Source organism: Flavobacterium chungangensis, from assembly GCF_042654045.1.
GTDB classification, from domain to species: Bacteria; Bacteroidota; Bacteroidia; order Flavobacteriales; family Flavobacteriaceae; genus Flavobacterium; species Flavobacterium chungangensis.
Map to the genome: position 1 here is coordinate 1 of NZ_JBHSFY010000022.1, position 22621 is coordinate 22621.

A 22621-nucleotide genomic window follows, 5' to 3' on the forward strand; every position below is an offset into this window, starting at 1 on the left:
GTATATTTGCACTCGCAATCACAAACGATAGCAACCTAGTAAAATAGGGCGATTAGCTCAGCTGGTTCAGAGCACCTCGTTTACACCGAGGGGGTCGGGGGTTCGAACCCCTCATCGCCCACAAAAATATCCTTAAGAAATTAAGGATTTTTTTTTGAATTTCCTGAATGCAATAAATTGTAATTAGCAATCAGATTTTGGGGAGATACTCAAGCGGCCAACGAGGGCAGACTGTAAATCTGCTGTGTGAACTTCGCAGGTTCGAATCCTGCTCTCCCCACAAAGAAACAAAAATCCTGTAAATCTTTTGATTTACAGGATTTTTCTTTTTTAGCAGCTTACTTTATTTCTATATTTCCGCACAGAATTTCTTTATCTCTTATTTTATAAAAAAGATTTTGTCCCTTTAAACTAAGTTCTGTTCGCAAGACACCATATTGATCTCCTCCAATCAAACGAAACACTACAACATAAAATGCAGTTGATTCTTTTGGTTTAATAATCCTATTTAATGAAGACGGTTTATCAATATTCTTATCAAAAAAAGGTTCTAAGTTTGTCAAACCATAATTAAAAAAAGGTATTTTCTGAATTGTCATCGTGTCAGATGGAATCAATGTTTTATAATATTTCCCTCGTAGGGTGGGAATCTCATAAGAATCTATGGGAAAGTTAATTTTCAATTCAATAGAATCATCTGTTTCATTGATAATTCGAGTCCAAAATATAGCATAAATGTATTCTTTTCCTTTAGGATCAGTATATTTTATTCCGCCTTTGGGCAGGCTATTTTGTACTATTAGACTTTTGTCTTTAGAGTTAGTATATACATATTTAGTATAAATGCTCTTATCGATATTTCTATTAGATTTTTTATCCTTTTCTGTATTTTTTACTAAATCAGTTTGTTTATCAACAGCATCAAACCTTGAATTATTATCTTTTTTACAGGAAAAAAGCACTGTTACTAGTATCAGTAGTATGGTTATTTTATTCATTTTCTGTAAATAATAAATTGATTTCTATTTCAAGCAATTTAAAAAATATTTTAGGCTAATGCATTAACCTTTTTTAAATATACAAAAGCCTCTATAGCAAGAATAGTTAGAAATGTTAGGTTTTATGATTTTGAAGAAAATTGGAATTATATAAAAAAAGACCTATTTTGATACTTTAAAGTCTTAAAAGGTAAAAAGATACATTCAATTCATCTTTAATTTTGCAACTCCAAAAATTAAAAATTTGATGTTATGACTGAATTAAATATACCTGACTCTTTATTGATAAAAAAATACGTAGAAGGTAACGAAGAAGCGCTCTCAAAATTAATTAACAGACATAAATCTAGAATATATGGTTTTATATACTCGAAGATTAAGGATACAGACATTGCAAATGATATTTTTCAAGATACGTTTGTTAAAGTAATTAAGACACTTAAAAGCAATTCTTATAAGGAAGAAGATAAATTCGTTTCTTGGGTTATGAGAATTTCTCATAATTTGATTATGGATCATTACCGTAAAATAAAACGAATGCCAATACAAAGAGATACTGATGAATTTTCCATTTTTTCTATTCTATCTGATAATTCTCCAAATATTGAAAATAGAATAATTACAAACCAGATTCAAATTGATTTAAAAAAACTCATAGAACAACTCAATGACGATCAAAAAGAAATAGTTGAAATGCGATTATATCGCAATATGAGTTTTAAAGAAATATCTGAAGAGAAAGAAATTAGTATAAATACAGCGTTAGGAAGAATGCGTTACGCAATAAACAATTTAAGAGTAATTATTACGAAAAATAAGATTACACTAACATAAAAAACTATTCTACATTAGAATAAATGGCGTTGCACTAAGATTATCGAATTAACCGAGAAAGGCAATTAAATTCTAAATTTTAGTTGTTTGTGTTTTAGTATTTGTAACAAATTATACAAAATACTACTTATACTAAATCAATATATTTTTAGTATAAAAAGACAAACAATTAAACCCTCAAAAATATGAATTTATCGCAATGGCTTATTTTTATCTTAATCGTTCAAATTATCCATGGATTATCTACTTGGAAACTTTACATAAAAGCAAGCAGAAAACCGATAGAGTCATTTATACCCATTTATAATTTAGTTGTAATGATGAAAATTATAAAACGTCCTCTTTGGTGGGTTTTATTACTTTTTATTCCGATAATTAATCTTTTGATGATTCCTGTAGTTTGGATCGGATTCATTAGAAGCTTTGGAAAAGAGTCCGCAAAAGATACGCTATTGGTTTTGGTAACATTTGGCCTCTATATTGCATTTTTAAACTACGCTTCAAAAGATGTATCCTATATCGAAAATAGAGATTTACGCCCAGAATCCAAAACGGAGGACACAATAGGATCTCTTGTATTTGCTATTATTGTCGCGACATTGGTTCACACCTATATTATTCAGCCCTTTACAATTCCGTCTTCATCTCTAGAAAAAACATTGTATACGGGGGATTTTTTGTTTGTCAGTAAAATTAATTTTGGCGCACGAGCACCAATGACTTCGGTTGCATTGCCGATGGTTCATGATTCGATTCCTATTTTGGGCTTGAAATCTTATTTATTTAATGATGATTTTACCAAAAAGGAAACCTCATTATTGAATAAGTTTCAGTTGCCGTATTTTAGATTTCCGGCATTAGAAGAAATCAAACGTAATGAAATTGTGGTTTTTAATCAACCTGCAGATACTTTGCGAAATATGGATAATTTTAATCCAGATCGAAACTATTACAAACCTATTGACAAGAAAACAAATTTAGTTAAACGATGTGTTGGAATACCTGGTGACACTCTAGAAATTCGTGACGGAGATATTTATATTGATGGAAAAATATCAGTATTGCCAAAAAGTGCAAAACCTCAATATAATTTTCTAATTGACACAAAAGGGCAAGCCATAAGCCAGGATGAGCTTATGTCTTACGGAGCAAGAGAAGGTTTAAGATATGACAACGGCTATTTTGCGTTAACCAATGCTGGAGCATATTTTTTGACTTTAACAGATAACGAAGCTAAGTTAATGGCAAGCAATCCTGTTGTAAAAAGCGTTAAAAAACAATTGGCGCCAAAAGGCGAAGATGGAAACGTATTTCCTCATATCCGATCATTGGGTTGGAATATAGATAATTATGGTCCGATTTATATTCCGAAGAAAGGAAAAACCGTAAAATTAAATAAAGAAACGTTGCCTTTTTACAAACGAATAATCGAAGAGTACGAACACAATAGTTTAAATATTAAAGGCAACCAGATTGTAATAAACGGAAAACCAAGCGATACTTATACTTTTAAACAAGATTACTATTGGATGATGGGAGATAATCGCCAAAATTCTCTAGATGCAAGATTCTGGGGTTTTGTTCCTTTTGATCACGTAATTGGAAAACCTGTTTTTATTTGGTTTAGCTGGGAGAAAAATGCCTCTGGTATAAATAAAATAAGATGGAATCGTGTTTTTTCTGTAACAAATGGAAACGATGAGCCTAAATCTTATTTAATTCATTTTTTAGTCGTTCTAGGTCTTTTTATGATAGGAAACAAATTGATAAAAAGTAGAAAAAAGCAATAGGTTTAAAACATAAAAAGAAACTCCTTAAGAAATTAAGGAGTTTCTTTTTATGCTAAATTTTTAAGCTTTATACTTCTATTTGTTTTGAAAAGAAATCATCTATCGTTACTTTATGTTTTGGCAAAGCATAATCGATTATTTCTCCTCTAATCTTATTATATTTTTCAATATGATTTCTCAATATTTCCTCGTCATCATACATTTTTGAATACTTCTGTTTTGCCATTTGCGTAATTTTAGAAATATCGTTTAGCTTTAAATAAATGATTTCAGAAAGTGTATAGTTATTAATCTCTAGGCACTCTTCAAATTCTTTAAATTGATTAAGATCTCCTATTCCTGCTATAAAAACATTCATTTTCCCCTTATAAATCATAGATAACCAAAATGGTTGCCATAATGCTGTCGGAATCAATTCTCCGTTGTCTAATATAGCTATTAATTTTAGTTGCGATAGCATGATCACTCTTTAAGAAATCATTTTTAATTCGGTCTACTGAAATAATATTTAACTCTTTTTCAGAATGTAGGATTTTGTCAACTGGAGGACATACAACTTCAGATATATTAAAACGAAAAATTATTTTTATTTCGGTCATTTTACTTTTGCTTTCATCTTAGCGAAAATAGGGATTAAAAAGTTCATTTGCGCAAATTGTCCGTTATAGAATAGTTCCTATATTAGCAATAAAATGATTTACATTTATCTCACTTTTCAACTTAAATCTCAGATATAAATTTTACACTTAAAAATTGGCGAAAAAATCAAACCGAAATTGGTATTTTATATTTATAGGAATTCTGATGTTGTATTTTGGGTTATCTAATAATGTGACATCCAAAAGAACAGAATTGCAAAAAATTACGGTAGAACTGGAAAACGACATCGCCAGTGCAAAGGGTAGAAGCACTGCCGATTATAAATTTTGGACAAAAACCTTTAAGAACCGATTTAATATTTTGAATGCAAGTGTTTCCAAAGACAAACAGGATGCTGTAGCAAATTTAAAAAAGGGCCAAAAGGTCGATTTATTAATCAAATCATCAGATTTTCAAAGTCTCTCTGAAGGCAAGAATGAAATTACGGTAATCGGTCTTAGTTTAAACGGAAATTCTTTAATGACACCAGATGAATTTTACCATAATCGAGAGTGGTATAAAATTCGACAAGGCCTATTTGCGCTCTTTTTAGGTTTTATGCTACTATTAAATGGTTTGGCAAAAATTCCGCAGAAGATCAATTATATTCTTATTGGAATTTTTATTGCAGCCATAGCCATTATGCGATTTTTTGAGATAGGTTTATATTAATTTTATTTTAGTTTAAAGAGAATAATAGTGCTTTGTTAGAGTTTCGTTATTTAAAAAACGCATCAAAACTTTCTTTTTTAGATTTTTGATACTTTTCGATATAAGTATCTAGAAAACCGCTTTGCTGCAAGAATAGCAATGGATCTTTTATATTCAGAATTTCGTCAATTGCTTTCTGCTTGTCTTTTTGTTTATTGAAATAAGATTCTATTATTTTATAGCCCATCCAATATCCTAAATCATTTGGTCTATCATCTTTTTTGGTAGTTCCGTACAGCCAATCTAGATAGTCTGATTTTTTTAACCTTGATACAAATTCTTCACACAATTTATCTTTATGCTGCGCTCCATATTTATAAGAAAACGAATTAATTGATTCTCCTGAAATAAGTTCACCAATAAAATCTGCGCCACCTTCCATCAGGCACCATTTCAAAAGCATATCTTTACCGGTTATATTTTGCTGATAATGTATGAGTTCGTGAGCAATTAAGCCAGAAATTCCATCTAGATTTTGAAGCATTTCGGTTCCAACAATAACTCCCTCTGGAGCAGAAGTTCCACCTGAATTAAATCTTCCATACACAAAATAAATAGGAGGGAATTTTGCCTTTGGATACCAATATTTTAATGCGCTATAAATGGCTCTTACGCGCTTTTCTTTAGAAGCAAGATCATTTAAAACATTTCTTGTGAGTATATAATCTGCTTTCCTTTTTTTAACCACTCTAAAAAGAGAATCGGCATTAATTATTCTATTTTCAGTAAAAGCTTTAACACCATGAGAACCTTTCTCTATATATTCAATAAATGGATTTTCTTTTGATTTGTTCATTTTATCGAAAGCGATCCAGAAATTTTCTGAATCTCTTGTTTCAAAAACAGCATCTAAAGGATTGTCTGAAAAGTTATTTTGTCCAAAAACGGGATTTTGGATATAAATCAAAGCAAATAGAAGAATAAACTTTAGTTTCATATGTTTCTTTAAGGTTGGTTTATATTTTTCTAAAATTAAACACGTTAGAATAATATTCTTTCTTTTTATCTTCTACAATCAGCAAGCTATTAAAATATGTTATTTCAAATCGGCTGCTTTCTAAAAATAAATGCTTAAGTCTATAATTGTAGTTCAGTTCTTTTTTAATGACATTAATTATATTCAGAAATTCTTCTTTTTCAATTTTAAAGCATTCGTCAATATCAATTGGTTTTACAATGCTATAAATCACTTCAATACTATCATTTTGTCTTTTGAACAAATCCAAACAAAAGTGATAAACAGCTTCTTTTGGTATTAAAATCGTTTTTTCGTTGAAACGAAGATTATAAGTAATTCTAAAATTGGCTTCATCTTCAGGCTGAACTTTAATTTTATTCATTTCATTTACCAAAATGACTGAGTTTGTAAAAGTGTCAAATTTGTGTTTGAAATTCTCCGATAAAATTTTTAAGTTTTCTATAATAGTTTCGGCCATTAAAACAGATTTAATTTCTCTTAATTTTCAATGCTAATATATAAATAAAACCTCGTTAATTTAATTTTTACACTTTAAACGATTGCAGATCTTTAGAAAAAGCAATACATTACATCAATATAAAAACCTACAATAGACAATACAAATGAAAGAGCAAAAAGACTGGTCAATAGATGAAATTCAGAATGTTTGGAAGCTGGTTTCAAAACTTCATAACGGACAAAAGTATGGCGGATTTAATGAGGACGAACAAGTTGAATATCTCAATCATATCGGAGGTGTTGTTTTTGAGATTATAAATGCTGCGCGATTCACAGAAAACATGAATGTTGATCTGGCAATCAAATGCGCTATGCTTCATGATACTATAGAAGATACCGAAATGAAATATGAAAAAGTGATTGACTTATTTGGCGCTCAGGTCGCATCTGGAGTTCTTGCTTTAACTAAAGATGATAAAATCGAAGATTCTTCAGAAAAAATGATTGACAGCTTAAGAAGAATCAAACAACAGCCTATAGAAGTTTGGGCAGTTAAAATGGCCGACAGAATTTCAAATCTATACGAACCTCCTTTTTATTGGAATGATGATAAAAAGCTAAAATACATTGCCGAAGCCGAAATTTTGCACCATGAGCTAAAAGACGGAAACGAATATTTGGCAAACCGATTGAAAATTAAAATAAATGAATATCATCGGTTTCTGAGTTCAAATCAATTCGTATAATAAAAAAAACTCCTCAATTTCTTGAGGAGTTTTTTATTATTCCTTACTCAATCTATCCAATTCTTTCAGCAAAGTTGGAAATCTATATTCTCCTGCCATACTTTCCACTTTTTTGTAGGCTTCATCCAAATCAATTCCGATAGAAGTTATGTATAGTGGTTTCTTGCTTTCGCCTCTATATAGTGCTTTTTTATTCTTTTCTATAGAAGCAAAATTCGTTTTGGCAACACCAATAATCGGAATTTGTTTATTCAGTTTCTCGTATAAATAACCGCCTAGACCGTATTTGTTTTCATCGTTTAAATAAACAAAACCATCAACTACTATAACATCAATAGTCGACAAATCTATTTGTTTTAATAAGCTCAGGATACAAGGTAATTCTCTTTTGTAGAATTCTCCGGGTATATATTCTTCTACGTTATCTATTATTTCTGAGTGAACTTTGAAGTTCTTATCTTCATTCCATTCTGCGAATTCCAGGCAGATTGTTTTTGCTTTTTGGTCAAAATAATAGGTGTCAAAGGCTAAGATCATATGGGTATGGTATGTTTATTTTGAATTAATTTTCTGCAATTCGGCGTACATTTCATTTAAAAAAGACTGCTGTCTGGAATTGTCTTTAAAATAACGCTGATAAATGACACTGCAACTTTGTACATCAGCTATATTTTCTTTATTAAAAGACCAATCATCAGTGTTTTTAATTGTTATTCCTAAACCGTCATTGCAGCTTTGCCAAAGTTCTGAGAATTTAGTTTTTTAATCCTCACTCAATTTACTGAAATCGGCAGTAACAGTGTAACCATGCATTTCTGAATTAAAGAACTTATAAATCGATTTTATAGGAACACCGCCCCAAATTAGTTCTTTTCCTTCAGGGAATTCTATCGTAGTCAGTTTGTCCTCTTTGAGTTTATGATCTTGCTTCCCTTCTTTAAAAAACTGCTCTTCGTAAACCAACTTTGATCCTATTGGAACTGGAACTTTTTTTACAATTAAAGGTTCAGTAGTAATGAAATAGGGATAGTTTGGAGTTGAATTTCCGCCTGTCGGATTCATGTTTCCAACGCATCCTGTAATTATCAAAGCAAATAATGAGCTAAATGGTCTTAAGAGTTTCATATTCAATAATTTTACTAGTGCCCTAAGTAAGGAGCTGCCATCATTTCTGTCTTAATATACTTTTCAGAAACAGTATCTGTATCTATAGGTTTCATTTCACTTTTAACCTCTCTTAACCAGCCTTTTTTATCTGGAACATAACTTTCAATTACTGCGCCACCATGATAGGGATCGTAATAGTTAACCGTAAGAATTAAAGTATCTCCTTTTACTTTATAAAATCCCTCTCTGGCAATCTTACCTTTTATGGTCGCATATTTTTGAATATTTGCTACAGTAGATTTAGTATTCCCGAATGTAAAATCGTATTCAATCAATACATCATTTGGAGTTTGTTCGGACATTAAAGTATTCATGTTATTTTGGTAAACATCATAGACATGCCCTTTCAGTTTTATTTTTGCTATTCGCTGGCTTTCTTTAGCGGTATTACTATAAGAAACAGGAACTGCTACCGTTTTTTTAATTTTCTTTTGTTGAGAATGTCCACTAAAAGCACCTAAAATAAAGGCAAATACAATAAATATACTTTTCATGTTTTATAATAAATCGATTAACTAAAATCCTTCCTCTTTAGGTTAAAAAAGAATTCTTTTGAAGCTAATATAGGAAAAATCATCACTTACGAAGTGAAATAAATTAATTAACTTAAATAAACGATCTATTAAATTTAAAATCAGGTTTTTGAAAAATCCTAAAATATAATGTAGTTTAGCTAAAATTTAAAGAACATTCTTCAAATAGTATTTCAAAATGAAATGGATTACCAGAGAAAGGCCCAAAATAGATCGAATTGCCTGTCCGTGGCTGATTCGAAAATTTGTCGATCTTGAATCTGAATTTATTTATGTTCCTTTTAATGACGTTATAACCAAGGCAAAGGAACTTGGCGCCATTCCGTTTGATATTCCAGATGTTGAGTTTACTCATTATAATGAAGAAAGCACTTTTGACTATATAGTCAAAAAATATGAAATTAAAGATCCAGCAATTAAGATTATTGCAGGAATTGTACGCGGAGCTGATACCGATAGACATGAAATTGCTAAAGAATCTGCGGGACTTTGGGCCATTTCTGCTGGATTGGCTTATAATATTACCGATGATTACGAGCTATTAGAAAAAGGAATGCTTTTGTATGATGCCTTATACAGTTGGGCAACACATTTACATCAGCAAAATCATTTGCAGAATAGTCCATTTGAAAAACTATTGCATGAAGTGTATAATAAGTTTTTAAATGACAAAAAAACATCGGGCAAGACGCCATCTTGGGTAAAGGATTTAAAAAATATAATTCAAGACCAAATTGATACTCAGTTTACCTTTGATTTAAAGAAAATATCGAGTGAATTAGATTTGAATCCTTCGTATTTGTCTCGAGAATTTTCAAAGCATTTTGAAGATTTGAATTTTGGCGAATACGTTAGAAAACTTCGTATTGAAAAAGCAATTCATCTCATCGAAAATTCCTCGAGTACTTTAACAGAAATTGCTTATATAACGGGCTTTTCAGATCAAAGTCATTTTACGAGAATTTTCAAACTTCACACAGGTAAAAATCCTTCTTCTTATAGAAAAAAAACAAAAAAGTAAACCAGATACAAAAGGTAAATTGAGTTCTATTTTTTGAAAACGAATGCTTATAGCTTTGTTTATCCAATCAAAAACTAGAAACAATGTCATTTAAAAGGATTTTATTTTTTACAGCACTACTTATTGGTTTTACGTCTTTTTCTCAAACTACATATCCTAAAATAGTGGGATATTTTGGTATTATGCATCCAATAGTTACTATTAACGAAGATGAAACTACTGTAAATTTTAGGGATTATTATGCTGTTGGTTTTCCTAGTGGAATTAATATCTGGAAAAACGAAAAAATCGGATTCTCATTTGAAATCGTTCCCAACATAAAAGAGGATCAAGGAACGAGCAAAGTAACCAATTTGCTATTCCATCCAGGTGTTTTGGTCGCTTTAGGAAAAGGCTACACATTTGCCGGAAGAGCAGCATTCGAAAGTGGCGGCAGATATGGTTTTACTCCAGTTTTTAATAAAACAATTATAAAAAATACAAGCTACAGTTACTATGTTGCTGTGCCATTGCCCGTTCGTTTTGGAAATGATCATCCTGCTAGTTTTACCGTAGGTTTTCAGTTTGGAATTGCTTTTTAAGGTTTTTAAGTAAAATTAAAACAAGTGTTTGCCAAATTAATTGATTAATTTAGTTATCAATAAAAACTTAAGTATATGAAAAGTAAAATGATATGGGCCAACTTGGTTTCGAGCGATATACAGAAAACAATTCAATTTTATACTGCTCTTGGTTTTAAGCAAAACGGAGAAGAGACAAAAGAATTAGTTAGTTTTGTTTTTGGAGAAAATGATTTTGTAATTAATTTTTTCGCGCCAAAAAGACTAGAAAATGCTATAAGAGGAAAACTATCCAACACGGCTGTAGATAACGAAATTATATTTTCTTTGTCTGCAAATAGTGTAGAAGAAGTGGATCTTTGGCATCAGAAAATAAAAGAAATAAAAGGAACTATTTTTTCTGAGCCTGAAAATTTCGAGGTCGGTTATACTTTTGGTTTTTCAGATCCAGACGGACATAAATTTAATTTTCTATATTGGCCAGGAATGTAATGTTTGAAATTAAATTATAAATCTTAATTAAACCCGTATTTTCACTGTATAAACTAATTAATAAGTTTTATTAAATTCGTCGTTTTTAAAAAAATAATGAATGAAAAATAAAATGATTAGATTACGTGATTTTTTAACAAGAAACAAAATTTTCTTTGAAGTCATAACCGCTACCGCTCTGACAATTACAGGTATTATTGTTTCTATTACAGCTAATAATATTGCTAAACAAGCTAATATAATAGCTAATAATGCTAACAAAATTTCTGAAGTCCAGACTAAAATTATGGAGAATGAAAATACTCCTAAAATTGAAATTCAGCGAAAAGATATTTATGTAGATCCTACTATGAATACTTACATTACAGAATGGTATATTTATAATAACAACAGTAAAATATCAAAGTTTGAATTTGAAAAGGAGATATCATATCTTGTTTACGAAAAAACAAATAATGAAGTACTAAATGTTCCCATAGTCAAATATTTTATTGATCAAGGAAAATCGATTTCTCAGAATGAAGGACTTATATACAAATTTGACAATAAACATAGTTATCAGCAAGAATCGCTTTTACGTCAGCAAATATCAAATAATGCAAATGTTTCAATAAAAAGTTATATTGAGATATCATATGAAAATATTTCTGGAAAAAAAGAAATAGGATATTTTCAAATTCTTCCATTAATTCAGCGTATTGATGAGAGAGAATGGAAATCAATAGAAAAAAATTGGAGAGATCATAGTGATGATGCTATTGACATTCTAAAGGTTGAAAAAAACATTAATTTTTTAGAAAAACACAAATAACTGACAATCATTTTTAAATAAGTTTATTATTATCTATAATTAATCCTTTTTGCCATATGGCAAATTCTCAATAAAAACTTATACTTAACTTTCGTGCATGAAAGAATTAGTTAATTATATATTGCAGTTTGGCAATTTGAATCAGCAGCAGATGGATCTGATTTTAACGAAAGCCAAAGAAAAAGAAATCAAAAAAGAGGAATATTTTTCTGAAGCTGGAAAAATAGCCGCAGAAGTTGGATTTATCGTTGACGGAATAATGCGTGTTTGTTACTACAACAACAAAGGTGAGGAGATTACTAAATATTTTATCGACGAAAATAACCTGGTTGTAGAATTAGAAAGTTTTGACAATAATATTTGCTCGTCTGCTTATGTCCAAGCGGTTACAGATTGCAAAATCATCGTATTTTCTAAAGCCGAATGGCAAGAATTACTAGATACCATTGTAGGTTGGGACACGATCGTACATAAAATCATTTCGAAAGCATTAATTCAAAAAGTGGCTAGAAGAAGTCCGCTCGTTTCAGAAGATGCTACAACTCGTTATTTGTCATTTATGGAAATGTTTCCAAAAGTAATTAATAGAGTTCCGCTTTCGTATCTCGCTTCTTATCTCGGAATAACACAATCTTCTTTGAGCAGGATTAGAAAAAACATCCGTTAAAATCGTTTTTTGCCATATGGCAAATGTTTTTATTTTTTATCCATGCAACTTTGCTTCAGATAATTTTAAAACATAAAAAATGAAAATAGTATTAATTACAGGCGCAAATAGAAGCATTGGTTTAGAAACAGCTAAACAGCTTTCAGAAAAAGGATTATTTGTTTATTTAGGAACGCGTGATCTTACAAAAGGAGAAGAAGTAGTAAAAGAATTGCATGAAAAAGGATTTCAAAACATTCAAGCTATTCAAATTGATGTCACAAAATCAGAAAGTGTTTTAGCAGCAAAAAACAGCATTGAAAAAGAAAAAGGCAAATTGGACATTCTGATAAATAATGCTGGAATTCTAGGCGATGTTCCGCAAGATCCTTCTACGACTTCTATAGAAAACATTCAGAAGGTTTTTGATACGAATTTCTTCGGAGTAATAACCGTTACACAGACTTTTCTTGAATTATTGAAAAAATCAGACAGTCCGAGAATCAGTAACATTACCTCAGGACTTGGTTCTCTGACTTTGCACAGCGATCCAACTTGGAAATATTATGCAATAAAGGCAATTTCATACGTTTCTTCCAAAACAGCTTTAAATGCCTTTACAGTTACTTTGGCTCATGAATTAAAAGAACTGCCATTCAAAATAAACTCAATTGATCCAGGTTATACCGCAACCGATTTTAACCATCATAGCGGACCAGGAAGTGTAGAAAGCGCAGCTAGTTTTATAATAAAATACACTTTGTTAGATGAAAATGGACCAACTGGAAAATTCTTCAGTAATGATATTGAAGACGAAAGCGATGAAAGTCCTTGGTAAAAGAAGAAAACCTTCCAAAGTCATTGATTTTGGAAGGTTTTAGCATTATAATAACGATCCGTTCTGCAGAAAAGTAGTAAATTTAACCCGTTATTAATTTTTAAGACACAAAACAATGTCCATTACAACTGAAGCAGAATTAGCAGGAATGAAAAAAATAAGTGAGGCTGTAGCTTTTACTTTAAAAGAAATGAGAAAATTTGCCAGACCTGGAATATCTACAAAAGAATTAGACGATTACGGCGGACAAATTTTAAATGATTTAGGAGCGAAATCTGCGCCTTATCTAACGTATGGATTCCCTGGTTGGACTTGTATTAGTGTTGATAATGAATTTTGCCATGGAATTCCGTCTGAAAAAAGAATTTTACAAGAAGGCGATTTAATCAATATCGATGTTTCTGCAGAATTAGACGGATTTTGGTCAGATAATGGAGGTTCTTTTGTAATTGGTTCAGATGTAAACGAACATCAAAAACTTGTCGATGCTTCTAAAGATATTTTACATAAAGCGATTCACAATATAAAAGGCGGCGTTCGTATTTCTGATATTGGTTTTTTAATTGAAACCGAAGCCAAAAAACGCGGTTACAAAGTAATTAAAAACCTAACGGGACACGGAGTAGGGAGAAGTCTTCATGAAGCGCCACATGAAATTGCGAATTACAGAGATCGTTTTAATCAAACAAGATTTAAGAAGAATTCTGTTGTAGCAATTGAAACGTTCATTTCTACCGCTTCTACATATGCTGAAACCCTAAAAGATGGTTGGACAATGGTTGGAAATAAAGGCGGATTCATGGCACAGCACGAACACACCATTGTGGTAACAGAAGGAAAGCCCATTATCTTGACAGAAATGAATGAGATTTGGAATTAATGTTAATACTTAAAAGTAGGTTTTTTCTTTATTTATCTATATTTGCATTTCAATCTAAAATACTTAATTAAATGGGAATGATAGGAAACTTACTTCGAGTAAGTAATGCAAAACTTGAAACGTACATCAATGATAGTTCTAATTTAGAAGATGATATCTATAATGAAAATGAATCTTTAGATGTAACAATTATTGATATTGATAAAGCTTGGGATGGAATTGTTTTTTTACTAACTGGAGAAAGTGCTTTAAATTTTCCAAAACATCCTCTTTATAAAATTTTGTTTAGTGGCCAAATAATTGACAACGATCAAGATTTAGGATATGGCCCGGCTCATTATTTAACACCGGAACAAGTCTTAGAATTTAACAACAAAATTTCTGAAATCACAACTGATGATTTAAGACAAAAATATGATCCCCAGAAAATGCAAAAATTGGAGGTTTATCCAGAAATTTGGGATCGTGATGGAGATGAAGCTTTTGATTACTTAAATGTGTATTTTAAAGATGTACAACAGCTTTACTCCGATGCAGCAAAAAATAAAGAAGCAATTATAACTTATATTAGCTAAAATTAACTACTCTTTTAAATAATACAACAAAGCTCCTTTAGAAATTAGGGAGCTTTTGTGTTTTTAAACAGATTTATTCTGTTTATTAAATTCGTTAACTAAATTTTTATTCGCTTCAATTATCTTACTTGGATGTATCATATTTGGGTTGAATATAAAATCGTAATTCACGTCTTTTGGTTTAAATTTATTTACTCCAAAAGCTACACTATTGGGCGGAATATTTTTTGTAATAATAGAACCAGCACCGATAACAGAATTTTCTCCAATTACTACTGGACCCAAAATTTTAGCTCCATCGGCAATTATAACATTTTTAGCAATAATTGGGTTTCCAACATTTTCCCACTCTTTACTAATTTTATTATACTTCAAATTGGCTCCGATAGAAACGTTTTGAAAAATTACTACATTTTCGCAAATTTTAGAAGCAACAATTGTACACCCGCGTCCGTGATGCGCAAACAAAACACTCTTGTCCATTTCAGCGCAATTGATTTCACAGCAATATAATTTCTCTAATAAATTGCCAGCAATCAGTTTTAAAAACCTATTTTTTGAATGACAGTTTATTTTAACTAATGTATTAAACATATTATTTTCCAGCTTTGGGAATAACTTCTAACTCATAATTCATAACTCACAACTCAATTAAGGCTCCCAAAGTTCAATTTTATTGCCTTCTGTATCCATTATATGAACAAATTTTCCGTAATCATACGTTTCAATGTCATCAAGAACAGTCACACCGTTTGCTTTTAATTGCGTTACAAGCCCTTCAATATTTTGAACACGGTAATTGACCATAAAATCTTTCTTAGACGGAGAAAAATAGGCATCACCTTTCTTAAAAGGGCACCATTGCGTTGATTCGATTTGCTCTGGATTTTCAAGATTTCGAGATTCAAAACTTGCAGAACCCCAATCGTTTATTTCCAATCCTAAATTTTTAGCATACCAATCTTTTGTTTCTTTCGGATTGTCAAGAAAAAAGAAAATTCCGCCAATTCCAGTGACCTTTGGCGTAATTTCATTTGAATTATTTTCCATATAATTAGTTATTTAAGATTGTTTAATCAATGTCATTTTTAAGTCTAAGGTATTAAAAATATTCATTGCGTTTTCCTTTTTTATTCTTTTGATTTATCTTTACATCAAAGCTTTTGTACTAAAACATAGCATTTATGAAAACAGAAAGAATTTACAAAATACTATTTTCTAGCGTATATCCTTTATACATTCAAAAAGTCGAAAAAAAGGGGAGAACCAAAGAAGAGTTAGATATCGTAATCAAATGGCTTACAGGATATAGCGACGAGCAAATTAAAGTACAAATTGAAAAGAAAGTAGATTTTCAAACCTTCTTTGCTGAAGCTCCAGAAATCAATCCGAATGCATCTAAAATTACTGGAGTCATCTGTGGATATCGAGTAGAGGAGATTGAAGATCCATTAATTCAAAAAATGCGATATCTAGACAAATTGATTGATGAAATTGCCAAAGGCAAAAAAATGGAAAAGATTTTAAGAGAATAAAAAAGACCTTCAAAAGTACTTGAAGGTCTTTAATTTTTTAAACTCTCAACAAACCGCGAAAACCTCTCGCGGCATAATAAGAATCGGCTCCATTATGATATACAAAAACAGTATTATATCTGAAATCGGAGAATATTGCACCTCCCAATTTTCGTATTTCTGGCGGAGTTAAAATCCAGCTCGAAGTTTTAGCATCAAATTTTCCTAGCTTTTGCAGTTCTTTATATTGTTCTTCGCTTAAAATTTCAATTCCCATTTCTTGTGCCATATTGATAGCGCTGTTGGCGGGTTTGTGTTCTTTTCTTTTTTCTAGCGCCTCATGATCGTAACAAATGCTTCTGCGACCTTTAGGACTCTCAGCCGAACAGTCTACAAAAAGATATTCATCTGTTTTTTTATCATAACCCATAACATCCGGTTCGCCTTCAGTTCTTTCCATTTCGTCAAGAGACCACAATTTTAATGGACTAGCTTTTAATTTTGCTTCTATTTTTGCCCAATCCAGATTTTCATGTCGGCTTTTATTCTTCTCAAAACGTTTTTCAAGAATGCTTAAAAGTTCTTCTTGCTCGTTTGCTGTCAATTGCTTTTTCATGATTTGAGTTTTTTAGTTAGAACTGCATTTTCTGTTTTCTGGTCTGAAATACCAAGAAACTACAGTTAAAACAATTAATAATATAGGTCCAAAAAGTGTTGAAGCCTCATCTTTTATAGCCAAATGCGACACTACAGCCCCAGACATTGCAAAAAAGAAGCCTGCATATGCCCATTCTTTCAATAAGCCAAATTTAGGAATCAAAATTGCGATAACGCCTAAGAGTTTCCAAACCCCTAAAAGCGTTAAAAAGTATAGAGGATAGCCTAAACGCTGTATCATTTCTTCCTCTTCTTTCATTGGTATAAGTTGTACAATACCGGTAGCCGTCATTCCTAAAGCCAGCCAAAGTGTAGCAATCCAATAAATAATTCTATTACGTTTTGTCATGATTATTTTATTTTAGTTACAATTTCTTCTAGTCTATTATGTGCCATGTTCAAACCTTGAGCAAAAGGCAGTTTCAATTGTGCCGCTCTATGTTCGATTGATTTGTAAATAATCTGCATCGTTAATTTACTCGTGTCATCTGTTAGTTTTTCGAATTCAAGAAACTCCAACTGAGGCGCAAAATTGATATTTTCCATTTCAAAAGTGCGTATTATCTTTTGATTTGGAACAAAATCATGAATAACACCATTGGCTTTAAAAACTACATTTCCATTAGCATCGCTTGTCTCAAACTCCCAGCCACCATATTTTTTATTTTCGAGTCTCAAAACTTTTGTTCCCATCCATTGTGCTACAATTTCAGGATCTTCATAAGCTTTAAATAATAATTCTACAGGCAAATCAAATTCCCTTGAAATTACAAGATCGTGCCTGTCATCTTCAGCATGAATTTTAGTTTTCTTTTCCATGGTTTTATTTTTTGTAGTTTTTCATAATTGATTCTAACTTATTAAAACGATCATCCCACATTTTTCTAAAAGGTTCGATGAATTTGTCAATTTCTTTCATTTTTTCAGGATTTAAATGATAATAAATTTCTCTTCCGTTTTGTGTCTGATGCAATAATTCACATTCGTTTAGAATTTGAATATGCTTTGAAATCGTCTGTCTTGACGAATTAAAGTTCTCGGCAATTGCCCCAGGAGTCATAGCCTGAATGGCAACTAAACTTAAAATAGCTCTTCGAGTAGGATCGGCTATTGCTTGAAAAACGTCTCTTCTAATTTCCATTACGCAGTTATTTGACTGCAAATATAATGAAGTCATTTGACTGCGCAATATTTTTTTTTAGTTTTTTTTCAAAAAGAAAACCTTCAAACTTATCAATTTGAAGGTTTTACGTATGCTTTTCATTAAGATTAATCTAAACCAGCAAACTGAAAAGGTTTTGTTTCTTTGAAGTTTAGAAGAGAATCGCCCGCATAGTTTTCATTATTGGCGAGACTCAATTTCTTAATTTTTCCTTTTTCGCTAAAATCAATTTTACTGAATTCGACCCAAATAACATTCGGATTTAAAACGTTGTCAAAATAATAAACCAAGTTTTTCTGGTCAGCAACTGTTCTCCAACGCGTAGAGGAAATGTTAGGCTCCGTTTCTGACGAAATTCCAAGAGGAACCGAACAATTTCGAATTACACCAAAAACACTAGCCAAGGCCGTTCTTGTATTATCAGTCTTTGGGATTGCATCAATATAATAAGAAGCTCGTACAAAGCGATCTGCAGCGCGATTCGTTCCAGGAAGCATAATCGTACCGGGAATTCCTTTCCAATACGCATTGATAGCCAATTGCTGGTCAAAAATCGGAGAATTGGTCATTGTCACATATTTTCTATCATGATGAATAACCAGTTTGCCGTTTATATATTCAAAAATGGCATTGTCTCCACTAGAATCGGAAATAGATAAGTGGACCGTAGCAAAAATATTGGTTCCTGGAATATGTGAAGAGGTAATTACAAAATCGTTTTTTTCTAATGCTGACACCGTTTCTTCAACAGTCGAAAAATTATCCAAAACATATTGAAGCCATAAAGAAACCGCCAAACCTTTTACTTTTCCATTTTTCTCAAATGCAGGGTATTGCGATTCTACCAGCCATAAAAGATTGCCTACAAGTCCTTTTTCGTTCATTCCATCAGAAGAAGCAATATCCCAAGAGCTCGTAATAACGCTTCCGTATTTGGATTTCCATTTAATAGAACTCGTTCCAGCTTCTCCAGCTCTTTCAATTCCGCGAGGGAAAATCCATAAATTGGCAGGAATTTCTCCGCGCCAATCCATTGAACGTGCTGTAATAATTGTCCCGTTCAAACCTTCGTAAACAACTCTTGTACAGGGAAGAACAGTTTCGGTTATTAATAAGGTAAATGCAAGTAGGACGGGAAAAATTCTGTTTTTTGGCTTCATAAAATTTTTAATTTGAATTAAACGTTCAATTTGAATTTCATCAGTTTTTACTGCAATTTACGGAAATTTTAATTTAATATTTTGAATATCAAATTAATACTAAAAGAAAAGCGCCAAGAGAATTCTTAGCGCTAATTGTTTTCATTTTAAAGTGAAATACTTTTTCCGATATTAATCTGTTCCAAAAACGACTGATCGTGCGAAATCACAATTAAAGTGCCTTGGTATTCATTGATGGCCGCAGTAAGGATTTCGATATTTTGAATGTCCAAATTATTTGTTGGCTCATCTAGAATGATAATTTCTGATGCTTCGTCGCTAATCGTTAGACAACACAGCATTAAACGCATTCTTTCACCACCGCTTAACGCATTACAAGGCTTGTCCCAATCGTTTCTAGAAAATAAAAAACGATTTAATCTCATTTTGATATCATGTTCTTCTAAACCAGAATCGTTAAAAATCTCAGCTTGCTCATAAATTTTCAGATTTTGGTTTAATAAAGAATAATCCTGATCAATATAGATTGCTTTTTTGGCTAAAGAAGTAATTTGCCCTTTTGTTGGATTCAGCTCGCCCAGAATAATTTTAATTAAAGTAGTTTTTCCCGAACCATTTAATCCCTTTATTACCAAGCGATCACCAGACAGAATTTCAAAACTGAGACTTTCATTCCAAAGATCTTTCTCGCCATAACTATAATTGATTTCTGAAGCTTTAAAAAGCGTTTTTCCCTTAAGAAAAGAAGTGTTATTAAAACCAAATTTCATTTGATCAATAGCGGGAAGCGACGAACGCAGTTGCCTCAAATCTTCAGAAATACCGCTTATTTTTTCAGCATGGACATCCTTAATCTTCGAACTGCTGTTTTCGGCTTTATTTCGGAGCGTATTCATCATAATTCTAGCAACACCCGATTTTTCCTGTTTCTTTTTTCCTCTCGAATCTAATTTGTTTTGGCGTTCGATACTTTCTCGTTCTTTTTCTTTGGCTTTTTTCAATGCCTTTTCTTTGCTCTGAACGTCTTGTTCTAAAGCATTATTTTCTACTTTTTTCTGTTCGCTGTAAAAATCATAACCGCCACCATAGACCGAAATTTCATTTTTTGTCATTTCCAGAGTCTTATTCAGAATATTAAGTAAAGTTCTGTCGTGGCTTACAATTAGTAGTGTAATTGATGTTGATTTGATAAAATCGTACAATAATGTTCTTCCCGCAAAATCCAAATGATTACTAGGTTCGTCCAATAAAACCAAATCCGGTTCATGAATCATAATTCCTGCCAGAAATACTTTTGTTTTTTGTCCGCCGCTTAAGGTTTCCATTTTCTGGTTCAAATCCAGATCATGCAATTGCCAATAGGAGAGAGCTTCATTACAGCGTTCTTCAATTGTCCAATCATCATCCAATAATTGAAGATTTTCTTCGGTTACTACACCTTCAAGTATTTCTTTAAGTGAAGCTGTTTTTTCCTTTATTTGCAAAGCTTCAGCAATCGTCAAGTCATTAAACTGACCGAATAATTGCGGAACAAAATAAGGCTTAGCATTCTGAATGATTTGCCCTGAAAAAGGTTGCAATTCGCCAGCAATAATTTTTAATAAGGTTGATTTTCCGACACCATTATTTCCAACCAAAGCGGTTTTGTCGTGATTATTTAGCGTAAAGCCAATGTTTTGAAACAGCATGTCTTTATTCTCATGCTGATAAGAGATATTTTGAAGAATAAGCATAATTCCTTTCTTTTATAGATAAATATTCTAGCTATCACAAAATTGTGATCGCTTACTCAATTTTCCTGAAAGAAATTATTTTTCACATATAGCAATGCTTATTTAAGTAGTGCAAAGATATTTATTTTAGTTTTAAAAATCAAAAAACCATTCTTTACAATTGTAGCGAATGGTTTTTTGTATCAAATTACAATGTAATTTGTATTCTAAATTTTATCAAATGTTAGTTTGGCTTCTTTGGTGTCTAAAATTAATTTATCATCTGTGATCGTGCTTTCACAAACATATGGTGTTCCAACTTCGTCTTTAATAACAAGTTTTTTACCTTTTTGGCTTAACGCGTAAGTTCCGTCTGTAATTTCACGAAGCAAATATCCAGTAACATGCCCATCTTCAGTAAAAGTAAGCATCCCATTGGTTAAAATTGCATTTTTTGTAGAATCAGAAACGGTTTCTTTTGGTTCTACGGCACTAACTTTCCATGAATTCACAAGCTTGTCTCTTTTACGATGACATGAAACAATTAATACAACGACAGCAATGGCAATTACGAGGGTAAATAATTTTGAGTTTTTCATGATTTTGTGATTAAAAGTTAAACAGGAAAAAGTTACAAAAAAAAATAACATTAAAATATTCGTAATCAAATATTTATAAAGATTTTTTTTACTTCTAAAAATGAATTGCTTTTAATACAGAAAGTCTTTGTTTTCGGGACTTTTACTGATAACCAGTCTTTTACAAATTAACGATTAAAATCGTCTTAATTGGACAAATTGCCTTTTAGAGACCGTTAATTTAGAGTCAAAGCTCCTAAAATTTCCTCGTACATAAACGGACCTCCAGGATAAGTTGCGGTATAATCCAGATTCATCCAGACTTGTCCACGCTCATCTATATGGTAGTGTAGTTTTTTGCCGTAGCTTTCTTTCACAAAAAGAACATTTTTGATAAGATAATTGACTTTTTCCAAATCGATCATCGAACCAATTAAAATTTCAGGATAAATGTGCCCTTTGGTATGAATAAGGCGAGGAGTTCCACCAATAGAACGCACAGCAGCCGCCATCAAAATAGAGTGATCATCGCAATCGCCTGAGAAATACTCAAGTGATTCGCTGGCGGTTGCGATATAATCACCGTCTTTGGGATCGTTTACATAATTCCATCTGCCGTTTATTTCCTTAAAAACAGCAAAACACTGAATTATGGTACGATAATCTGAATAGCCTCTAATGCCTTTAAAATGCTTTGAAGTTGCCATAATAGCAAAGTTTCGCACTTTAGGGTTTTGATATTCAATAGCATTTATAATCTTTGATTTATTAGGAAATGGAAGCAGTTTTGCCACAATAATATCCTGCGGATATGGATTATCTGACATGGTGTAAATCATAGAATTGTAATCTTCTGAGATTTCGTTAAAACCATAATTTCCAATTACCGATCCGTAAAATAAAATCAACAAATAAACTGCAACGCACAGAATAATAATTGTTCTGAGATACATCAGAAGAAAAAACACAGTTGCAAAAACAAAAATAAAGATAAATATACGATCTAGATTGAATGCCCATTCTAAATCGATCAAATTTTGATGCAGTATGATGAAAATCGGTATTGTGATCAAAAGACTCAACAGCGAAATAATAATCCTATCCCACGGCGATTTCACCTGTAGTTTGGATTTTAAATGCGGTAAGTCAATTTTAGGGAATTTCATCATACGAATCAAAA

30 protein-coding genes and 2 tRNA genes are annotated in these 22621 nt (G+C 31.5%); 15 read left to right on the forward strand and 17 right to left on the reverse strand.

The features are described 5' to 3' along the window. Positions 1-46 precede the first annotated feature (46 nt). Positions 47-121, forward strand: a tRNA-Val gene (locus ACFO3N_RS23655). Positions 122-199: 78 nt separating this feature from the next. Continuing rightward, positions 200-280: transfer RNA gene (locus ACFO3N_RS23660), tRNA-Tyr, on the forward strand. A 58-nt stretch (positions 281-338) separates the two neighbouring features. Here ACFO3N_RS23660 and ACFO3N_RS23665 read toward each other — a convergent pair. Further along, positions 339-998, reverse strand: coding sequence for a hypothetical protein (locus ACFO3N_RS23665; RefSeq protein WP_379801331.1), 660 nt, complete (start codon positions 996-998; stop codon positions 339-341). 252 nt (positions 999-1250) lie between these two features. Here ACFO3N_RS23665 and ACFO3N_RS23670 point away from each other — a divergent pair, with 252 nt between their 5' ends. Further along, positions 1251-1832, forward strand: a complete 582-nt coding sequence (locus ACFO3N_RS23670; RefSeq protein WP_379801332.1) for an RNA polymerase sigma factor — start codon at positions 1251-1253, stop codon at positions 1830-1832. Between the two features lie 185 nt (positions 1833-2017). Next, entirely contained in the window at positions 2018-3622 is a 1605-nt protein-coding gene (gene lepB / locus ACFO3N_RS23675; protein ID WP_379801333.1) for a signal peptidase I, read from the forward strand. A gap of 67 nt (positions 3623-3689) precedes the next feature. On the opposite strand, the gene ACFO3N_RS23680 is transcribed toward lepB, so the two are convergent. After that, entirely contained in the window at positions 3690-4082 is a 393-nt protein-coding gene (locus ACFO3N_RS23680) for a hypothetical protein (RefSeq protein WP_379801334.1), read from the reverse strand. A 293-nt stretch (positions 4083-4375) separates the two neighbouring features. On the opposite strand from ACFO3N_RS23680, the gene ACFO3N_RS23685 reads away from it, so the two are divergent. Next, on the forward strand, positions 4376-4933 hold the full coding sequence (locus tag ACFO3N_RS23685; RefSeq protein WP_379801335.1) for a hypothetical protein: 558 nt from the start codon (positions 4376-4378) through the stop codon (positions 4931-4933). Between the two features lie 46 nt (positions 4934-4979). Here the strand turns inward: ACFO3N_RS23685 and ACFO3N_RS23690 are convergent, their stop codons facing one another. Further along, the gene (locus ACFO3N_RS23690; protein WP_379801336.1) at positions 4980-5909 is read right to left on the reverse strand and encodes a DUF2268 domain-containing putative Zn-dependent protease; all 930 of its coding nucleotides are present in this window, start codon (positions 5907-5909) and stop codon (positions 4980-4982) included. Between the two features lie 19 nt (positions 5910-5928). Continuing rightward, the gene (locus tag ACFO3N_RS23695) at positions 5929-6408 is read right to left on the reverse strand and encodes a hypothetical protein (RefSeq protein WP_379801337.1); all 480 of its coding nucleotides are present in this window, start codon (positions 6406-6408) and stop codon (positions 5929-5931) included. Between the two features lie 145 nt (positions 6409-6553). On the opposite strand from ACFO3N_RS23695, the gene ACFO3N_RS23700 reads away from it, so the two are divergent. After that, on the forward strand, positions 6554-7135 hold the full coding sequence (locus ACFO3N_RS23700; protein ID WP_379801338.1) for an HD domain-containing protein: 582 nt from the start codon (positions 6554-6556) through the stop codon (positions 7133-7135). Between the two features lie 36 nt (positions 7136-7171). On the opposite strand, the gene ACFO3N_RS23705 is transcribed toward ACFO3N_RS23700, so the two are convergent. The 3 genes from ACFO3N_RS23705 to ACFO3N_RS23715 all read right to left on the reverse strand — a co-directional run bounded on the left by ACFO3N_RS23705 (position 7172) and on the right by ACFO3N_RS23715 (position 8796). Continuing rightward, positions 7172-7672: an endonuclease V gene (locus tag ACFO3N_RS23705; protein WP_379801339.1), complete on the reverse strand. Its 501-nt coding sequence runs from the start codon at positions 7670-7672 to the stop codon at positions 7172-7174. Between the two features lie 225 nt (positions 7673-7897). Further along, positions 7898-8260, reverse strand: a complete 363-nt coding sequence (locus tag ACFO3N_RS23710; protein ID WP_379801340.1) for a hypothetical protein — start codon at positions 8258-8260, stop codon at positions 7898-7900. 14 nt (positions 8261-8274) lie between these two features. Next, a complete protein-coding gene (locus ACFO3N_RS23715; protein ID WP_379801341.1) occupies positions 8275-8796 on the reverse strand; it encodes a hypothetical protein in 522 nt (173 codons plus the stop codon). Between the two features lie 217 nt (positions 8797-9013). Between ACFO3N_RS23715 and ACFO3N_RS23720 the strand changes: the two genes are divergently transcribed. From ACFO3N_RS23720 to ACFO3N_RS23755, 8 genes are all read left to right on the forward strand, one after another. Next, the gene (locus ACFO3N_RS23720; protein ID WP_379801342.1) at positions 9014-9856 is read left to right on the forward strand and encodes a chromate resistance protein ChrB domain-containing protein; all 843 of its coding nucleotides are present in this window, start codon (positions 9014-9016) and stop codon (positions 9854-9856) included. 83 nt (positions 9857-9939) lie between these two features. Continuing rightward, complete coding sequence (locus ACFO3N_RS23725; protein WP_379801343.1) at positions 9940-10437, forward strand: hypothetical protein; 498 nt, start codon at positions 9940-9942, stop codon at positions 10435-10437. Between the two features lie 75 nt (positions 10438-10512). Next, positions 10513-10908, forward strand: a complete 396-nt coding sequence (locus tag ACFO3N_RS23730; RefSeq protein WP_379801344.1) for a VOC family protein — start codon at positions 10513-10515, stop codon at positions 10906-10908. Between the two features lie 100 nt (positions 10909-11008). Further along, positions 11009-11719: a hypothetical protein gene (locus ACFO3N_RS23735; RefSeq protein ID WP_379801345.1), complete on the forward strand. Its 711-nt coding sequence runs from the start codon at positions 11009-11011 to the stop codon at positions 11717-11719. Positions 11720-11816: 97 nt separating this feature from the next. Continuing rightward, complete coding sequence (locus tag ACFO3N_RS23740; protein ID WP_379801346.1) at positions 11817-12386, forward strand: Crp/Fnr family transcriptional regulator; 570 nt, start codon at positions 11817-11819, stop codon at positions 12384-12386. A gap of 79 nt (positions 12387-12465) precedes the next feature. Beyond that, the gene (locus ACFO3N_RS23745; protein ID WP_379801347.1) at positions 12466-13203 is read left to right on the forward strand and encodes an SDR family oxidoreductase; all 738 of its coding nucleotides are present in this window, start codon (positions 12466-12468) and stop codon (positions 13201-13203) included. Between the two features lie 115 nt (positions 13204-13318). After that, positions 13319-14083: a type I methionyl aminopeptidase gene (gene map / locus ACFO3N_RS23750; RefSeq protein WP_379801348.1), complete on the forward strand. Its 765-nt coding sequence runs from the start codon at positions 13319-13321 to the stop codon at positions 14081-14083. A 71-nt stretch (positions 14084-14154) separates the two neighbouring features. After that, positions 14155-14658 (forward strand): YfbM family protein, encoded by a 504-nt coding sequence (locus ACFO3N_RS23755; protein ID WP_379801349.1) that lies wholly within the window; start codon positions 14155-14157, stop codon positions 14656-14658. A gap of 63 nt (positions 14659-14721) precedes the next feature. Here ACFO3N_RS23755 and ACFO3N_RS23760 read toward each other — a convergent pair whose 3' ends face one another. Further along, complete coding sequence (locus ACFO3N_RS23760; RefSeq protein WP_379801350.1) at positions 14722-15141, reverse strand: serine O-acetyltransferase; 420 nt, start codon at positions 15139-15141, stop codon at positions 14722-14724. A 168-nt stretch (positions 15142-15309) separates the two neighbouring features. After that, entirely contained in the window at positions 15310-15708 is a 399-nt protein-coding gene (locus tag ACFO3N_RS23765) for a VOC family protein (protein WP_379801351.1), read from the reverse strand. 134 nt (positions 15709-15842) lie between these two features. Here ACFO3N_RS23765 and ACFO3N_RS23770 point away from each other — a divergent pair, with 134 nt between their 5' ends. After that, positions 15843-16193, forward strand: coding sequence for a DUF2200 domain-containing protein (locus ACFO3N_RS23770; RefSeq protein WP_379801352.1), 351 nt, complete (start codon positions 15843-15845; stop codon positions 16191-16193). Between the two features lie 37 nt (positions 16194-16230). Here ACFO3N_RS23770 and ACFO3N_RS23775 read toward each other — a convergent pair whose 3' ends face one another. From ACFO3N_RS23775 to ACFO3N_RS23810, 8 genes are all read right to left on the reverse strand, one after another. Next, positions 16231-16788, reverse strand: a complete 558-nt coding sequence (locus ACFO3N_RS23775; RefSeq protein ID WP_379801353.1) for a DUF4256 domain-containing protein — start codon at positions 16786-16788, stop codon at positions 16231-16233. Positions 16789-16800: 12 nt separating this feature from the next. Beyond that, entirely contained in the window at positions 16801-17178 is a 378-nt protein-coding gene (locus ACFO3N_RS23780) for a DoxX family protein (RefSeq protein WP_379801354.1), read from the reverse strand. Positions 17179-17180: 2 nt separating this feature from the next. Next, positions 17181-17648 carry an SRPBCC domain-containing protein gene (locus ACFO3N_RS23785; protein ID WP_379801355.1) on the reverse strand — a complete coding sequence of 156 codons (468 nt, stop codon included), beginning with the start codon at positions 17646-17648 and terminating at the stop codon, positions 17181-17183. A 4-nt stretch (positions 17649-17652) separates the two neighbouring features. After that, the gene (locus ACFO3N_RS23790; RefSeq protein ID WP_008464153.1) at positions 17653-17970 is read right to left on the reverse strand and encodes an ArsR/SmtB family transcription factor; all 318 of its coding nucleotides are present in this window, start codon (positions 17968-17970) and stop codon (positions 17653-17655) included. Between the two features lie 128 nt (positions 17971-18098). Beyond that, a complete protein-coding gene (locus ACFO3N_RS23795) occupies positions 18099-19151 on the reverse strand; it encodes a linear amide C-N hydrolase (protein ID WP_379801356.1) in 1053 nt (350 codons plus the stop codon). A gap of 146 nt (positions 19152-19297) precedes the next feature. Continuing rightward, positions 19298-20884, reverse strand: a complete 1587-nt coding sequence (gene abc-f, locus ACFO3N_RS23800; protein WP_379801357.1) for a ribosomal protection-like ABC-F family protein — start codon at positions 20882-20884, stop codon at positions 19298-19300. 206 nt (positions 20885-21090) lie between these two features. Next, positions 21091-21462 (reverse strand): hypothetical protein, encoded by a 372-nt coding sequence (locus tag ACFO3N_RS23805; RefSeq protein ID WP_250836136.1) that lies wholly within the window; start codon positions 21460-21462, stop codon positions 21091-21093. Between the two features lie 215 nt (positions 21463-21677). Further along, complete coding sequence (locus ACFO3N_RS23810; RefSeq protein ID WP_379801358.1) at positions 21678-22610, reverse strand: transglutaminase-like domain-containing protein; 933 nt, start codon at positions 22608-22610, stop codon at positions 21678-21680. Positions 22611-22621: the final 11 nt, after the last annotated feature.

Bases quoted from the DNA above. Each gene is read 5' to 3' on its own strand.
- ACFO3N_RS23665 (WP_379801331.1), bottom strand. From the start codon at position 998: ATGAATAAAATAACCATACTACTGATACTAGTAACAGTGCTTTTTTCC.
- ACFO3N_RS23670 (WP_379801332.1), top strand. From the start codon at position 1,251: ATGACTGAATTAAATATACCTGACTCTTTATTGATAAAAAAATACGTA.
- lepB (WP_379801333.1), top strand. From the start codon at position 2,018: ATGAATTTATCGCAATGGCTTATTTTTATCTTAATCGTTCAAATTATC.
- ACFO3N_RS23680 (WP_379801334.1), bottom strand. From the start codon at position 4,082: ATGCTATCGCAACTAAAATTAATAGCTATATTAGACAACGGAGAATTG.
- ACFO3N_RS23690 (WP_379801336.1), bottom strand. From the start codon at position 5,909: ATGAAACTAAAGTTTATTCTTCTATTTGCTTTGATTTATATCCAAAAT.
- ACFO3N_RS23695 (WP_379801337.1), bottom strand. From the start codon at position 6,408: ATGGCCGAAACTATTATAGAAAACTTAAAAATTTTATCGGAGAATTTC.
- ACFO3N_RS23700 (WP_379801338.1), top strand. From the start codon at position 6,554: ATGAAAGAGCAAAAAGACTGGTCAATAGATGAAATTCAGAATGTTTGG.
- ACFO3N_RS23705 (WP_379801339.1), bottom strand. From the start codon at position 7,672: ATGATCTTAGCCTTTGACACCTATTATTTTGACCAAAAAGCAAAAACA.
- ACFO3N_RS23710 (WP_379801340.1), bottom strand. From the start codon at position 8,260: ATGAAACTCTTAAGACCATTTAGCTCATTATTTGCTTTGATAATTACA.
- ACFO3N_RS23715 (WP_379801341.1), bottom strand. From the start codon at position 8,796: ATGAAAAGTATATTTATTGTATTTGCCTTTATTTTAGGTGCTTTTAGT.
- ACFO3N_RS23720 (WP_379801342.1), top strand. From the start codon at position 9,014: ATGAAATGGATTACCAGAGAAAGGCCCAAAATAGATCGAATTGCCTGT.
- ACFO3N_RS23725 (WP_379801343.1), top strand. From the start codon at position 9,940: ATGTCATTTAAAAGGATTTTATTTTTTACAGCACTACTTATTGGTTTT.
- ACFO3N_RS23730 (WP_379801344.1), top strand. From the start codon at position 10,513: ATGAAAAGTAAAATGATATGGGCCAACTTGGTTTCGAGCGATATACAG.
- ACFO3N_RS23735 (WP_379801345.1), top strand. From the start codon at position 11,009: ATGAAAAATAAAATGATTAGATTACGTGATTTTTTAACAAGAAACAAA.
- ACFO3N_RS23740 (WP_379801346.1), top strand. From the start codon at position 11,817: ATGAAAGAATTAGTTAATTATATATTGCAGTTTGGCAATTTGAATCAG.
- ACFO3N_RS23745 (WP_379801347.1), top strand. From the start codon at position 12,466: ATGAAAATAGTATTAATTACAGGCGCAAATAGAAGCATTGGTTTAGAA.
- map (WP_379801348.1), top strand. From the start codon at position 13,319: ATGTCCATTACAACTGAAGCAGAATTAGCAGGAATGAAAAAAATAAGT.
- ACFO3N_RS23755 (WP_379801349.1), top strand. From the start codon at position 14,155: ATGGGAATGATAGGAAACTTACTTCGAGTAAGTAATGCAAAACTTGAA.
- ACFO3N_RS23760 (WP_379801350.1), bottom strand. From the start codon at position 15,141: ATGGACAAGAGTGTTTTGTTTGCGCATCACGGACGCGGGTGTACAATT.
- ACFO3N_RS23765 (WP_379801351.1), bottom strand. From the start codon at position 15,708: ATGGAAAATAATTCAAATGAAATTACGCCAAAGGTCACTGGAATTGGC.
- ACFO3N_RS23770 (WP_379801352.1), top strand. From the start codon at position 15,843: ATGAAAACAGAAAGAATTTACAAAATACTATTTTCTAGCGTATATCCT.
- ACFO3N_RS23775 (WP_379801353.1), bottom strand. From the start codon at position 16,788: ATGAAAAAGCAATTGACAGCAAACGAGCAAGAAGAACTTTTAAGCATT.
- ACFO3N_RS23780 (WP_379801354.1), bottom strand. From the start codon at position 17,178: ATGACAAAACGTAATAGAATTATTTATTGGATTGCTACACTTTGGCTG.
- ACFO3N_RS23785 (WP_379801355.1), bottom strand. From the start codon at position 17,648: ATGGAAAAGAAAACTAAAATTCATGCTGAAGATGACAGGCACGATCTT.
- ACFO3N_RS23790 (WP_008464153.1), bottom strand. From the start codon at position 17,970: ATGGAAATTAGAAGAGACGTTTTTCAAGCAATAGCCGATCCTACTCGA.
- ACFO3N_RS23795 (WP_379801356.1), bottom strand. From the start codon at position 19,151: ATGAAGCCAAAAAACAGAATTTTTCCCGTCCTACTTGCATTTACCTTA.
- abc-f (WP_379801357.1), bottom strand. From the start codon at position 20,884: ATGCTTATTCTTCAAAATATCTCTTATCAGCATGAGAATAAAGACATG.
- ACFO3N_RS23805 (WP_250836136.1), bottom strand. From the start codon at position 21,462: ATGAAAAACTCAAAATTATTTACCCTCGTAATTGCCATTGCTGTCGTT.
- ACFO3N_RS23810 (WP_379801358.1), bottom strand. From the start codon at position 22,610: ATGATGAAATTCCCTAAAATTGACTTACCGCATTTAAAATCCAAACTA.